The sequence below is a fragment of the Rhodococcus sp. NPDC060090 genome, from assembly GCF_042729855.1.
Lineage (GTDB): Bacteria > Actinomycetota > Actinomycetes > Mycobacteriales > Mycobacteriaceae > Rhodococcus.
Genome location: NZ_JBHWXB010000004.1, coordinates 216828 through 230247 on the forward strand (window position 1 = coordinate 216828; position 13420 = coordinate 230247).

Below are 13420 nucleotides of genomic sequence, written 5' to 3' on the forward strand. Positions count from 1 at the left end.
GCTCTGCCACACACATGCCCAGTGTGGACCGTGACGTTGCTCAGCCGAATGGAATCTGCCCGATGAGCACCGCGGTCACGAGCATCGCGAGCGACACCAGCACCGCCCGCCACAACACCTTCTTGTGGTGGTCGGCGAGGTGCACCCCGGCGAGGGTGACGAGGAGCAGGATCGCGGGAACCAGCGGGCTCTGCATGTGGACGGGTTGGCCGGTGATCGATGCGCGCGCCATCTCGACAGGCTCGATCCCGTACTGTGCCGCGGTCTCGGCGAGAACGGGCAGCACCCCGAAGTAGAACGCGTCGTTGGTCATGAAGAAGGTCATCGGAATGCTCAACACACCGGTGATCACGGCGAGGAACGGCCCGAACGAATCGGGGATCACTCCGGTCAGCCACAGCGCCATCGCCTCGACCATTCCGGTGCCCTGGAACACGCCGGTCAGGACGGCGGCGGCGAACACCATGGCGACCACCGACACGATGCTCGACGAGTGACGCACAATTGCCGCGGACTGATCGGCGATCCGGGGGAAGTTCACGGCCAGCGCAATGCCTGCGGCGATCATGAACAGAACCGGGATTGGCAGGATGTCCAGTCCGAGGACCACCAGCAATGCGACGGTCAGGGCCGCGTTGAACCACAACAACCGTGGACGAAGGGTGGGGCGGTCCGGGTCGAGCCCGTCCACGAATCCGTCTGTGCCACCGGTCTCGTCGTTGTCATCACCCGTTCCGGTAGAGCCGCCCGTACCACCCGAGCCGACACGGGCCGGAATCCGCTCGGAGGTGAGGACGAGTGTGCCGATCCTTCGCCGCTCCATGATTCCGAGGTGGAATGCGAAGCCCAGCACGACGACCAGACCCACCACGAGCGACGGGATCATGGGCACGAACACATCCGACGGCGACAGACCCAACGCACTCGCGGCACGGACCGTCGGGCCTCCCCACGGGATGATGTTCATCGTCGCGTTCGCCAGTCCTGCAACCACAGTGAGCACAACGGGACTCACCTTCAGTTTCATGTACAGGGGGAGCATCGCAGACGTGGTGATGATGAACGTCGTCGAACCGTCACCGTCGAGCGAAACCACCATCGCGAGCACCGCGGTACCCACGACAAGTCGCGCTGGATCGTTGCGCACCAGCCTCAGGATGAGGCGAACGAGCGGATCGAACAGGCCGACGTCGATCATGATCCCGAAGAAGATGATCGCGAAGAACAACAACGCCGCGGTCGGAGCAAGGGATTCGACACCGCCGACGATCATGTCGCCGATGTCGGTACCGGCGCCGGCGATGAGCCCGAACGCCACGGGGACGAGGATCAGGCCCACTACGGGAGTCGCCCGCTTCGACAGAACGAGATACATGAAGACGGCGACCATGAGGAAGCCGAGACCTACCAGCATCGAGCGCACTCACTTTCTCGAGTCCGGATGCGGTCGGCACATGCCACCTGCGCCCCGTTTGTACGGCCGGGCGAGATGCTGGAAGTGGTAACCGTGAATCCATCCGGTTGTGACATCAACTACAACGAGTGTGGGGTGCGTCACCGGGGCCGGTCACGCTTGAGTGCGATAGTCCCGTTGTGTGCATTGTGCTCGAGTACGTGGCCGAGCTCGTCCCATAAGCTGTGGGTGTGCGCCGATTCGAGTTCCCCGTCGACCTGCCCCATGCCAAGAGCGTGAACCAGACGCTCGCCGAGGTCCGCAGCCTGCGGCGCTCCGGTGTGATCGTCGCGGTGTTGTGTGCCGCTGCCGCGGCGTGGCTGATCTACCTCGGCAAGCCGTGGTCGTACGTGGTGGGCGCAGTGCTGGTCGTCGCAACACTCACATCACTGTGGGTGGCGCTCTGGGCACCACGCAAGATCGGCACCATCGAGGAGCTCTACCACGACAGCCCGCTGGTCCCGGCGGTCGTCGCAGCAACACGTGCCCGCGGCATGACGCTGCTCGCCCTCATCGATATCGCGAAACCGGAGGCAGGCGCTCGCCACTACGCGCTGGTTACCCGCGACGTCCTGGCGATCCCCGGGCACCGCGCACGCGTCGGCGAACAGGTGCCGTCGGTAGCCGTGCTGTCCGACCGCACGACGAAGAACAAGACGGATGCCTGGCAGATGGCCAGCCCCATGCCGCTCGCATGGGGCACCCGCGACACGAAGGTTCTGGCCGAAGCCGCGGGCTCGATCGACAATGCCGAATGGAAGCTACTCGCGAACAAGCTGAAGCTCGTGGACGAGGTCAACTCCACCGACGAGCGACGCATGGTGCTCGAAGGTAAGGATCTTCCACCGGAGCTGCGCTGACATGGAACCTCGGGCTGACATGGAACCTCGGGCTGACATGGAACCTCGGACGCTCACCGACGGCAGGGTGACCCTGTCGCCGCCCCGGCCCGCAGACATCGACACCATCACCGAGGCCTGCCGGGACGCGGCGATCGCGGAATGGACGACCGTGCCTGCTCCATACGAACGGGCCGACGCCGTTCGGTTCGTCGGCGATATCGTTCCAGCGAAATGGGAACGCGGCTTTCCGGATTGGGCTATTCGCACGAGCGACCACGGGCCCCTGTGCGGCATGGTCGGTTTCGTTGCGCGTGGAGACACAGAACCCGAGATCGGATACTGGGTGGCGCCCGACGCGCGGCAGCAGGGCCTGGCGACCGCTGCGGTGCGGCTCGCGTGCGACTTCGCATTCAGCTCTGAAGGTATGGGCGTATGGCGGATCGCATGGCGCGCGTTCGTCGGCAACGTGTCATCGGCATCGGTTGCCCGGCATGCCGGGTTCCGGTTCGAAGGTGTCGCGCGACACGGACTGCTGCAGCGAGGCACCCCGCGCGACGCGTGGGTCGCCGGACTGCTGCCCGACGACCCCCGCACGCCCGGCGACGCCTGGCCGATCTGAGTACCCGTCACGCGAGATGCGGAAGCACTTCCTTCTCGAGCATCTCCAGTCCGGACGTGTCGTACGCGGCTTCGGGTACGTAGAAGATCGCGTACTCGAGGCCCTGATTCTTCAACGCCGTGAGGTTCTCCACGATCTGCTCAGGGGTTCCCACGGCGGGCATTCCACGGAACGCGTCGAGCGCGCCGTCGGCCTTCTCAGCACCGACGATCGGTTCGAGACGGCTACGAAGTTGCTCGAGCCGGTCCTGGACTTCCTTCTCCGTCCGACCGATCGCGACGTTGTAGTTCGCCGAACGCACGATCGCGTCGAAGTCGGTGCCGACCTCCGCGCAGTGGTTGCGCAGGATCTCCGACTTGTGGGCGAACCCCTCTGGGGTGCCGTCGAAGTTGGTGTACTGCGCGTATTTCGCGGCGATCTTCAAGGTGACCTTCTCGCCGCCACCCGCGATCCACAGCGGGATACCGTCGTCCTGCAACGGAAGCGGACGGCAGATCGCTCCGTCGACCTGGTAGTACTTGCCGTCGAGAGTAGCGACGCCGTCGGTCCACGCCTGCTTGAAGATCTGCACGCCTTCGTCGAGGCGACCCAACCGCTCCCCCGCCGACGGAAACCCGTAACCGTATGCGCGCCACTCGTTCTCGTACCAGCCGCCGCCGATACCCATCTCGATGCGGCCACCGGAAATGATGTCGGCAGTGGCCGCTACCTTCGCCAGATAGGCGGGGTTGCGGTAGGCCATCGCCGTGCACATCTGCCCGATGCGTACGCGGTCCGTCACCGCCGCAAACGCCGACACCAGCGACCATGCCTCCTGGGTCGCTTCCTCCGACGGTGCGGGCACCGTGTGGAAGTGGTCGTACACCCAGATCGACTCCCACGGGCCCTTGTCGGCGCGCTGCGCGAGATCACGCATGACCCGCCACTGATCGACGGGGTCGATACCGACGAGGTCGAGTCGCCAGCCCTGGGGAACGAAGTAGCCGAAGCGCATACGAGTCCTTTCTGACGGTGATCGGTCCGCCGGGCGAAATCGAGAACCCGGCACTGCACCATCGAGTATCGCGGACTCCACAGCAGCATGCAGTCGACAGGACCGCGAGATCGTATTCTGAATTATGCCGCCGAGCCCTTTCGTCCCGCCGCCGTACCGCAACGGAGTCGGTGACACGGCGCTCGTCGCCGGAATCATCGCCGCAGTATCCGCTTTCCTGCCCATCGTCGGCGACCTGATCACGATCCCTGCCGGACTGATCGCAGTGGTGTGCGGCTGGATCGGGCTGGTGCGCGTGGAGAACGGTGTGGCCGACAACCACCGGAATGCCATGATCGGGGCCGTACTCGGCATTGCAGGATTGTTCGTCGTGTTCCTGGTCTTCGTCGCGACCCACAGCCCGGGCCAATAGGGCAGGCCGTGCGACCAGAGCAGACCGTGCGACCAGAGCAGACCGTGCGACCAGAGCAGACCAGGGCACCGCACGCAGCATAACCACACTTATGTACCATTGTCTGTGCTGCTCAGAAAGCTGACATTGCAGCCCGAGTCGGTCCGGTACGGCGCGCTACTACCCGAGTACGGACGGTCGAAGCGCGTCATCTGTGAGGAACGAATGTCACACGAATTGCACCACTTCACCATGGGCTTGTGGGTGCTGGGATTGGCGTATGCGGTATCCGTCGTGGGTGCCTACACCGGTTTGTCGTGTGCCCATCAGGCCGCCAGGCATCCACCCGGGAGCACCCGCAGAGGATGGCTGCTGATGGCCTCGGTCGCCATCGGCGGCGTGGGGATCTGGCTGATGCATTTCATGGGAATGATGGGCTTCGACGTGCCCGCCACACTGGTCCGGTACGACCTCGGACTGACGGTGTTCTCAGCGGTGGTGGCCGTGGCCGCGACCCTGTTCGGACTCTGGCTCGTCACGCTACGAACATTCGCCGGCCGGCGGTTGCCCCGTGCACTCACCCTGTCCGTCGGCGGGCTGCTGATGGGCCTGGCAGTGAGTCTGATGCACTACAGCGGCATGGCCGCGATCCGCATCCAAGGCACCCTCACACACACGCCGATGTTCGTCGTGGCCTCGGTGATCATCGGGATCGTCGCCGCCACCGCCGCGCTGTGGCTGGCAGGAGTCGCCGAACGACACCTCACGCGTATCGCGGGAGCCTTGATCATGGGGTGCGCCGTAGTCGCATTGCACTACACGGGCATGGCCGGGACGCAGGCCACAGTCGATCCGACCGCACAGGCACCGGAGGGGCTGACCGTCCTGTCGCTGCTGCTGCCTGCATATGCCCTCGGCATGATCGTGCTGGCCGTGCCGATCGTCGCGTTGCTGCTCGCGCCGCAGACCACAGAAGCTCATTACGACACGAAGATCGCGCAGTTGACCGCGCTCGGTGCGGCCGAGGCCGTCGACTCACCTCAGCAGGGCACGCCCGCGTAAAGAAGTCGTCAGGACATCGCACGGAAGCGTCAGGATTTCGCATGGATCCGGCCGGGTCTGCTCCGGCGGCGCGATGGTGTGGTGCGGCGCCGACCGGCGCCGCACCATGTCGACGACAGGAAACGAGATGGCCGACGTCGCATATGTGACGCTGATGATCGCCGGAATCGTGATGTGCGCGCTCACGTTGCGCGCACTCCACGGCAGTGCCCCTCACAGCAACTCCTCCCAGAGCACAGGAGAACGCTGATGACGTGGGCAGGGGTGACGACCACCGCGCTGATCGTGATCGCAGCGGCGATGGTGGTGTACCTCCTGGTCGCGTTGCTCGATCCGGAGAGGTTCTGACGCCGCGATGACTCCTGCTCTTGCTGCGGGGCTGCAGATCGCGCTGGTCGTCGCAGTGCTCGCAGTGTTGTATGTCCCCGTCGGCGACTACATGGCGAAGGTGTACACCACCGACACCGACCTGCGGACGAAGGATCTGCGGATCGAGTCGATTCTCTATCGGGCGTGCCGGATCGACTCCCGCGCGGAACAGACCTGGTACGGGTATGCCACGAGCGTGCTGGGCTTTTCACTCGCGAGCGCGCTCTTCCTCTACGGTCTGCAACGCGTCCAAGGTGTGCTGCCGCTCAACAACGATCTCGAAGGCGTCAGCCCCGCCGTCGCGTTCAACACCGCGATCTCGTTCGTCACCAACACCAACTGGCAGTCGTACGTACCCGAGACCACCATGAGTCCGCTGACGCAGTCGGCCGGACTCGCGGTGCAGAACTTCGTGTCCGCCGCGGTGGGCATGGGTGTCGCCGTCGCATTGATCCGCGGGCTCGTTCGCGTCGGCCGGGGCGGAGAGATCGGCAATTTCTGGGTCGATCTCACCCGCGGTACGCTGCGCATCCTGCTTCCCCTCTCGTTCGTCATCGCGCTGATCCTGCTGAGTCAAGGCGTGATCCAGTCCTACCGGAGCGGTTTTGCCGCAACGGGACTCGACGGACATGCGCTGACCACCGCGCTGGCTCCGGTCGCATCGCAAGAGGCGATCAAGGAACTGGGAACCAACGGTGGCGGCGTGCTCGCCGCGAACTCGGCGCACCCGTTCGAGAACCCGACACCGGTGAGCAACATCGTGGAGATCATTGCGATCCTGCTCATTCCGGTCGCGCTCACCCGCACGTTCGGCACCATGATCGGTAACCGCAGGCAGGGTCTCACTGTGCTGGCCGTGATGGCGACCCTCTACACCGCGGTGCTCGCGGTGACGCTCGCGGCCGAATCCCGCACGCACGGTGTCGCCGCCGACGCAGCGGGAGCGATGCTGGAAGGCAAAGAAGTCCGATTCGGCATTCCAGGATCGACGCTCTTCGCGGTGTCCACCACCGGCACGAGCACCGGTGCGGTGAACTCCGCACACGACAGTATGTCGCCGCTCGGCGGCGGCGCCGTCCTGCTCAACATGTTGTTCGGCGAAATCGCGCCGGGCGGTGTCGGAACCGGGTTGTACGGAGTTCTCGTCGTCGCGATGGTCGCGGTGTTCGTCGGCGGCCTGCTCGTCGGCCGCACCCCCGAGTTCCTCGGTAAGAAACTGCGCACCCGCGAGATCACCCTCGCGGCGCTGAGCATCCTGGTGATGCCTGCGCTCGTGCTGGCCGGCACCGCGATCGCCGTCGTCCTGTCGGCAACGGCAGGTGCCCTCGGCAACTCGGGAGACCCCGGAACACCGGGAGCGATCCACGGATTCACCGAAGTGCTCTACGCATACGCATCGGCGGCGAACAACAACGGCAGCGCCTTCGGCGGCCTCACCGTCACGAACGACTGGTTCCAAGCGAGCCTTGGGATGTGCATGTTGTTCGGACGCTTCCTGCCGATCGTGTTCGTCCTCGCGCTCGCCGGCTCTCTGGCGTCTGCGCAGCGTGTGCCCACCGGCGCCGGAACCTTGCCCACCTCGGGCGTCGCATTCGCCGGACTACTGACCGGAACAGCTGTACTGGTGGCCGCACTGACCTTCTTCCCTGCCCTTGCGCTGGGCCCGATCGCGGAGGCATTGCATTGACCGCGTCCACTACTCCCCACACCTCCGACCCGCACCCTGCCGTGCCTCACACTGCCGGGACGCACCCCGACCGCATCACCGCGGGTGTGTTCGACCCCCGTCAACTCGCCGCCGCCGTCCCCGGTGCATTCCGCAAGCTCGACCCACGACACGTCGCACGCAATCCCGTGATGTTCGTCGTGCTGGTGGGATCGGCGATCGCAACGGTCGCGGCCGTCATCGACCCCAGCATGTTCGCGTGGGCGATCGCCGTCTGGCTGTGGTTCACCCTGTTGTTCGCCAACCTCGCCGAATCCGTCGCCGAAGGGCGTGGCAAGGCGCAGGCCGAGTCTCTACGGAAGACCAAGCAGGACACCATAGCCCGAAGGCTCACTGCCTCGGGTGACGAGAAGCCGATCAACGGTACCGAGCTGCGGGTCGGTGACCTCGTGGTGGTCGAAGCCGGCGAACTCATCCCCGGAGACGGCGATGTGGTCGAGGGCATCGCGACGGTCGACGAATCCGCGATCACCGGCGAATCCGCCCCCGTGATACGCGAATCCGGCGGCGACCGCTGCGCTGTCACCGCAGGCACCACCGTGTTGTCCGATCGCATCGTCGTCCGGGTCACCGCCGAGCCCGGGCACACGTTCGTCGACCGCATGATCGCGCTCGTCGAAGGCGCGGTCCGGCAGAAGACGCCCAACGAGATCGCGCTGAACATCCTTCTCGCGGCCTTGACGATCGTGCTACTCCTCGCGGTGGTCGCGGTCGGGCCGATGAGCGCGTACGCCGGTGCACAGCAGGGGCCGATCGAGCTGATCGCGCTGCTGGTGTGCTTGATCCCCACCACGATCGGCGCGTTGCTGTCGGCGATCGGCATTGCCGGGATGGACCGGCTCGTGCAGCGCAACGTCCTGGCCAAGTCGGGGCGCGCGGTCGAAGCGGCAGGCGACATCGACACGCTGCTGCTCGACAAGACCGGCACCATCACCTACGGCAATCGGCGCGCCACCGCGCTACACCCCGCACCCGGTGTCACCGAGCACGATCTGGCAGCCGCAGCGAGGTCGTCCAGCCTGTCGGACGGCACCCCGGAAGGGCGCAGCATCGTCGAACTGTGCGCCGAGCACTACCGGCTCGATCCCCACACTTCCACCGCCGAGGACGCTGCCGAGTTCGTGCCGTTCACGGCACAGACCCGGATGAGTGGCGTCGACATCGCCGGCTCCCCCCACACCACCGACAGCGGAACTGTCGTCCACATCCGTAAGGGTGCTGCCGACACCGTCGCACGTTGGGTGCGCGAACAGCACGGCACGGTCCCCGGCGAAGTGACCGCGACCGTCGACGACGTCGCAGGCCGCGGCGGCACACCGCTCATGGTCGCACGCACGGACACGCGCGGAGCTGTGGTCGTCGGTGTCGTCGAGCTCTCGGATGTCGTCAAGCCCGGTATGGCCCAACGATTCGCGCAGCTACGTGCGATGGGCATCCGTACCGTGATGATCACCGGCGACAACCCGCTGACCGCCGCGGCGATCGCGGCAGAAGCCGGCGTGGACGACTATCTCGCCGAGGCGGCACCCGAGGACAAGCTCGCACTGATCCGTTCGGAACAACAGGGCGGTCGCCTCGTTGCGATGACCGGCGACGGCACCAACGACGCTCCCGCGCTCGCGCAGGCGGACGTCGGTGTCGCGATGAACACCGGGACCTCCGCCGCGAAGGAGGCGGGCAACATGGTCGATCTCGATTCCGACCCGACCAAACTCATCGAGGTCGTCGAGATCGGCAAGCAACTGCTCATCACGCGCGGCGCACTCACCACGTTCTCGCTCGCCAACGACCTGGCGAAGTACTTTGCGATCCTGCCCGCACTGTTCAGCGGGATCTACCCGCAACTGTCGTCGCTGAACATCATGGGCCTGGCGACCCCGCAGTCCGCGATCCTGTCGGCGGTCATCTTCAATGCGCTCGTGATCGTCGCGTTGATTCCGTTGGCGCTGCGGGGTGTCCGGTACCGCCCGTCGAGCGCGTCGTCGCTGCTGGGCCGCAACCTGCTCCTCTACGGCGTCGGTGGTGTCGCGACACCGTTCGTCGGGATCTGGCTCATCGACCTCGTGGTCCGACTCGCACCGGGAATGGGATAAAGCATGCACACCACGAACTTTCTACGGCAGCTGCGCGTGGGCGCGGTCGTGTTGCTGATGCTCACTGCCGTCGTCGGAGGCGCGTATCCGGCAGCGGTGTGGGCGGTGAGCCGCCTCGGGACCGCGAGCGCCGAGGGAGCACCGTTGACCGACGCGGACGGGTGCGTGGTCGGCAGCGCGCTGGTCGGTGTGGATCCGCAGGTCGCGCCCGGCGATCCCGACCCGTTCTTCCACCTGAGGGTCGTGGGGTCGATCGCGGACGAGGATCCCTTCGCACCTGGCGATCCTGCGGCCGCGCTGCCATCGAACCAAGGTCCGAGCAGCGCTATTCTGGCAACGTTCATCGAGGAGCGGCGCGCCGCGATCGCTGCTCGTGAAAGTGTGTCTGCTGAGGAGGTGCCGGTCGATGCGGTCACCGGGTCCGGGTCCGGCGTGGACCCTCATATTTCCCCCGAGTACGCCGCACTGCAGACCCAGCGGGTGGCACGAGTGACCGGCCTGAGCGTCGACCACGTCCGCGAACTCGTCGCCGAACACACCGACGGCAGGCAGTTCGGGTTCCTCGGCATGGAACGGGTGAACGTGCCGGAGCTGAATGTGGCACTCGGTCTGACGGCGCCCGAGTGCACCACCGGCTCATGAGAGTGCGATGAGCGACACCACCGCCCCGCCGACCCGGCGCGGACGCCTGAGAATCTATCTCGGCGCCGCGCCGGGTGCCGGCAAGACGTACGCGATGCTGGGGGAAGCGCATCGGCGGGTCGCGCGCGGCGGCGACGTCGTCGTCGCGATCGTCGACACCCACGGGCGAATCCGCACCGAGGAGCAGCTCACCGACCTCGAAGTCGTTCCGTCACAGCACAGGACGTATCGAGGAACCGAGTTCGACGAGCTCGACCTCGACGCGGTGCTCGCGCGAAAACCTGCGGTCGCCTTGGTGGACGAGCTCGCACACACGAACGTGCCGGGCGGCAGGAACGAGAAGCGCTGGCAGGACGTCGAAGAGTTGCTCGACGCGGGCATCGACGTGCTGTCAACCGTCAACATCCAGCATCTCGAATCACTCAACGATGTCGTCGAGCAGATCACCGGGATCGCGCAACGCGAAACGGTCCCGGACGCGGTGGTGCGCCGCGCCGAGCAGGTCGAGCTCGTCGACATCACCCCGCAGGCACTGCAACGGCGGCTCGCGCACGGCAACGTCTACGCGCAGGACAAGGTCGACGCCGCGCTGCGCAACTATTTCCGCGAGGGCAACCTCACTGCGCTGCGGGAGATCGCACTGCTGTGGCTCGCCGACCAGGTCGACGTGGCACTCGCGAAGTACCGCGGCGAGCACGCCATCACCGACACGTGGGAAGCACGCGAACGTGTGGTCGTCGCCGTCACCGGCGGCCCCGAGTCCGACACTCTGATTCGTCGTGCAAGCCGGATCGCTGCGAAGGCGAGCGCCGAACTACTGGTCGTGCACATCGTTCGCGGCGATGGCCTCACCCGGGTCTCGGACCGTCAGATGGGCAGGGTTCGGCAGCTCGCCGCAAGCCTGGGTGCGGGAGTGCACAGCGTCGTCGGCGACGACGTACCGTCGACATTGCTTGCGTTCGCGCGGGAGGTGAACGCCACGCAACTCGTGATCGGCACCTCGCGACGCTCCCGCTGGGCCCGCATCGTCGACGAGGGCATCGGGGCAGCCGTCATCCGTGACTCCGGCCGGATCGACGTGCACATGGTCACCCACGAACACACCGCGCACGCGCCGAGAGTCGCGTTCCTCGGTCGCCACGAACGGCGAGTACAGGCCTGGATCGCCGCGTTCGCGATCCCGGTGGTGGCCACCGCGCTGATGATGCTGATCGACCGCACCATCGGGGTCGCGGGCCAGGAAGCCCTGTTCTTCGTCGTCGTGCTGACCGTCGCACTGTTCGGCGGTATCGGACCGGCCATCGTCGCTGCTCTGCTGTCCGGTCTGCTGTTGAACTTCTTCTTCACCGAACCGCTGCACAGTCTCACGATCGCGGCACCGGAAAACTTCGTCACCACCGTCGTACTGCTCGTCGTCTCGGTGGCCGTGGCCGCGCTCGTCGATGCGGCCGCCGCGCGGGCGCGGGAGGCCCGCTTCGTATCCCAGGAAGCCGAGCTGCTCGCGCTCTTCGCGGGTGCTGTCCTCCGTGGCGCCGACGTGCATGCGCTGCTCGTCAAGGTACGAGAGACATATGGCCAGAAGGGTGTGACCGTCCTACGCGTCGAGGACGGCGTACACCACGTAGTCGACAGCACCGGAGACTCCGCGCCGACCTCACCCGATACGGCCGACACGGTGTGCGAGGTCGACGAGGGTCGGTACGCACTGTTGCTGTCGGGAGGACGTCTGCGTCCACGCGACCGGCGGATCCTCACCGCGGTCACCGGGCAGATCGCCGGGCTCGTCCAGCAGCGCGAACTCGCCGCCGAAGCCTCCCGCGCGTCGGCGCTCACCGAGACCGACCGGCTACGACGACTGCTGCTCTCCGCCGTCAGCCACGACCTGCGCACCCCGCTCGCTGCGGTCAAGGCTGCTGTATCGAGCTTGCGGAGCACCGACATCGAGTTCTCCGAAGAAGACACCGCCGAATTGCTCGCAACCGTCGAAGAATCCACCGATCAGCTCACCCGGCTGGTGACCAACCTCCTCGACTCGTCGCGCCTTGCTTCCGGGGTCGTATCACCCGCGCTCGATGTGGTCTACCTGGACGAAGTGGTCCATCGCGCGGTGCTCACCCTCGCCGGCGGCGGCACCGACATCGCCCGCGCGCTCCGCGAACGCATCGCCATCGAGGTCGACGACACGACCGTCTGCGCCGACGAGGCACTGCTCGAGCGGGTTCTCGCGAACCTGATCGACAACGCGGTGCGGTATGCACCCGACGGCCCCGTGCGTGTCGGCGCCACCGTCGCCGAAGGCCGCACCATCATCACCGTCGCCGACCGCGGCCCCGGCTTTCGGCGCGCCGACCACAGCGACGCGTTCGCCGTCTTCCCGCGATCCGGGGATCGCCGGTCGACCGGCGGCGCGGGCCTCGGGCTCACCGTCGCCCGAGGATTCGTCGACGCCATGGGCGGCATCCTCACCATCACCGACACCCCCGGCGGAGGCACCACCGTGGTGATCGACCTCCCCACTTCACCGGGCAGGATGGATTCGTGACTCGCATCCTGGTGGTCGACGACGAACCACAGATCCTGCGTGCCCTGCGCATCAACCTCAAGGCCCGTGGCTACGACGTTGTCACCGCCTCCGATGGCGCCACAGCCCTGCGTGCCGCGGCACAGCACCGTCCCGACGTGATCGTCCTCGATCTCGGTCTGCCCGACATCGACGGGATCGAGGTCCTGGCAGGACTCCGCGGCTGGTGCACCGCGTCGGTGATCGTGCTGTCCGCCCGCACCGATGCGGCCGACAAGGTCGCGGCCCTCGACACCGGAGCCGACGACTACGTCACCAAGCCGTTCGGGATGGAGGAGTTCATGGCCCGGATCCGCGCGGCCGTCCGACGCGCCACCGCATCCCCCGGGCTACCGAATCCCGTGGTGGTGGCCGCAGCCTTCACCGTCGACCTCGAAGCCAAGAGGGTCACGCGCGACGGTGTCGACGTGCACCTGACCCCCAACGAATGGGGAATGCTCGAGATGCTCGTCCGCAACGGTGGCAAACTCGTCGGGCAACGCGAACTACTCACCGAACTGTGGGGGCCGACGTACGTCACGCAGACGCATTATCTGCGCGTCTATCTCACCCAATTGCGCCACAAACTCGAACCGGACCCCGCGCACCCGCGGCACTTGATCACGGAACCGGGCCGGGGCTACCGGTTCGAACCGTGACGACTCCCGG

At 66.3% G+C, this 13420-nt stretch carries 13 protein-coding genes; 11 read left to right on the top strand and 2 right to left on the bottom strand.

What is annotated here, in order from left to right; all coding sequences use genetic code 11:
- Nucleotides 1–40: 40 nt before the first annotated feature.
- Nucleotides 41–1414 (bottom strand): CitMHS family transporter, encoded by a 1374-nt coding sequence (locus tag ACFWCF_RS07580; RefSeq protein WP_378559161.1) that lies wholly within the window; start codon nucleotides 1412–1414, stop codon nucleotides 41–43.
- 230 nt (nucleotides 1415–1644) lie between these two features.
- On the opposite strand from ACFWCF_RS07580, the gene ACFWCF_RS07585 reads away from it, so the two are divergent.
- Together ACFWCF_RS07585 and ACFWCF_RS07590 are read left to right on the top strand one after the other, a co-directional pair.
- Nucleotides 1645–2313, top strand: coding sequence for a DUF3239 domain-containing protein (locus ACFWCF_RS07585; protein WP_378559164.1), 669 nt, complete (start codon nucleotides 1645–1647; stop codon nucleotides 2311–2313).
- Between the two features lie 37 nt (nucleotides 2314–2350).
- The gene (locus ACFWCF_RS07590) at nucleotides 2351–2914 is read left to right on the top strand and encodes a GNAT family N-acetyltransferase (RefSeq protein ID WP_378559167.1); all 564 of its coding nucleotides are present in this window, start codon (nucleotides 2351–2353) and stop codon (nucleotides 2912–2914) included.
- 7 nt (nucleotides 2915–2921) lie between these two features.
- Here the strand turns inward: ACFWCF_RS07590 and ACFWCF_RS07595 are convergent, their stop codons facing one another.
- Complete coding sequence (locus ACFWCF_RS07595; protein ID WP_378559170.1) at nucleotides 2922–3908, bottom strand: LLM class F420-dependent oxidoreductase; 987 nt, start codon at nucleotides 3906–3908, stop codon at nucleotides 2922–2924.
- A gap of 124 nt (nucleotides 3909–4032) precedes the next feature.
- Between ACFWCF_RS07595 and ACFWCF_RS07600 the strand changes: the two genes are divergently transcribed.
- From ACFWCF_RS07600 to ACFWCF_RS07640, 9 genes are all read left to right on the top strand, one after another.
- A complete protein-coding gene (locus ACFWCF_RS07600; protein ID WP_378559173.1) occupies nucleotides 4033–4320 on the top strand; it encodes a hypothetical protein in 288 nt (95 codons plus the stop codon).
- Between the two features lie 204 nt (nucleotides 4321–4524).
- Nucleotides 4525–5361 carry an MHYT domain-containing protein gene (locus ACFWCF_RS07605; protein ID WP_378559176.1) on the top strand — a complete coding sequence of 279 codons (837 nt, stop codon included), beginning with the start codon at nucleotides 4525–4527 and terminating at the stop codon, nucleotides 5359–5361.
- Nucleotides 5362–5488: 127 nt separating this feature from the next.
- The gene (locus tag ACFWCF_RS07610; RefSeq protein WP_378559179.1) at nucleotides 5489–5611 is read left to right on the top strand and encodes a hypothetical protein; all 123 of its coding nucleotides are present in this window, start codon (nucleotides 5489–5491) and stop codon (nucleotides 5609–5611) included.
- Nucleotides 5611–5709, top strand: a complete 99-nt coding sequence (kdpF, locus tag ACFWCF_RS07615) for a K(+)-transporting ATPase subunit F (RefSeq protein WP_378489161.1) — start codon at nucleotides 5611–5613, stop codon at nucleotides 5707–5709. Before ACFWCF_RS07610 ends, kdpF begins: the two co-directional genes overlap by 1 nt.
- Before the next feature lie 7 nt (nucleotides 5710–5716).
- Entirely contained in the window at nucleotides 5717–7417 is a 1701-nt protein-coding gene (gene kdpA / locus ACFWCF_RS07620) for a potassium-transporting ATPase subunit KdpA (protein WP_378559182.1), read from the top strand.
- Between the two features lie 41 nt (nucleotides 7418–7458).
- On the top strand, nucleotides 7459–9549 hold the full coding sequence (kdpB, locus tag ACFWCF_RS07625) for a potassium-transporting ATPase subunit KdpB (protein ID WP_378559438.1): 2091 nt from the start codon (nucleotides 7459–7461) through the stop codon (nucleotides 9547–9549).
- Nucleotides 9550–9552: 3 nt separating this feature from the next.
- Nucleotides 9553–10191, top strand: coding sequence for a potassium-transporting ATPase subunit C (locus tag ACFWCF_RS07630; RefSeq protein ID WP_378559185.1), 639 nt, complete (start codon nucleotides 9553–9555; stop codon nucleotides 10189–10191).
- Nucleotides 10192–10198: 7 nt separating this feature from the next.
- Nucleotides 10199–12733, top strand: coding sequence for an ATP-binding protein (locus ACFWCF_RS07635; RefSeq protein WP_378559188.1), 2535 nt, complete (start codon nucleotides 10199–10201; stop codon nucleotides 12731–12733).
- Nucleotides 12730–13410: a response regulator gene (locus ACFWCF_RS07640; protein WP_378559191.1), complete on the top strand. Its 681-nt coding sequence runs from the start codon at nucleotides 12730–12732 to the stop codon at nucleotides 13408–13410. The genes ACFWCF_RS07635 and ACFWCF_RS07640 overlap by 4 nt, the downstream gene beginning before the upstream one ends.
- Nucleotides 13411–13420 lie beyond the last annotated feature (10 nt).

Bases quoted from the DNA above. Each gene is read 5' to 3' on its own strand.
- ACFWCF_RS07610 (WP_378559179.1), top strand. From the start codon at position 5,489: ATGGCCGACGTCGCATATGTGACGCTGATGATCGCCGGAATCGTGATG.
- kdpF (WP_378489161.1), top strand. From the start codon at position 5,611: ATGACGTGGGCAGGGGTGACGACCACCGCGCTGATCGTGATCGCAGCG.
- kdpA (WP_378559182.1), top strand. From the start codon at position 5,717: ATGACTCCTGCTCTTGCTGCGGGGCTGCAGATCGCGCTGGTCGTCGCA.
- ACFWCF_RS07605 (WP_378559176.1), top strand. From the start codon at position 4,525: ATGTCACACGAATTGCACCACTTCACCATGGGCTTGTGGGTGCTGGGA.
- ACFWCF_RS07635 (WP_378559188.1), top strand. From the start codon at position 10,199: ATGAGCGACACCACCGCCCCGCCGACCCGGCGCGGACGCCTGAGAATC.
- ACFWCF_RS07595 (WP_378559170.1), bottom strand. From the start codon at position 3,908: ATGCGCTTCGGCTACTTCGTTCCCCAGGGCTGGCGACTCGACCTCGTC.
- ACFWCF_RS07590 (WP_378559167.1), top strand. From the start codon at position 2,351: ATGGAACCTCGGACGCTCACCGACGGCAGGGTGACCCTGTCGCCGCCC.
- ACFWCF_RS07630 (WP_378559185.1), top strand. From the start codon at position 9,553: ATGCACACCACGAACTTTCTACGGCAGCTGCGCGTGGGCGCGGTCGTG.
- ACFWCF_RS07600 (WP_378559173.1), top strand. From the start codon at position 4,033: ATGCCGCCGAGCCCTTTCGTCCCGCCGCCGTACCGCAACGGAGTCGGT.
- ACFWCF_RS07580 (WP_378559161.1), bottom strand. From the start codon at position 1,414: ATGCTGGTAGGTCTCGGCTTCCTCATGGTCGCCGTCTTCATGTATCTC.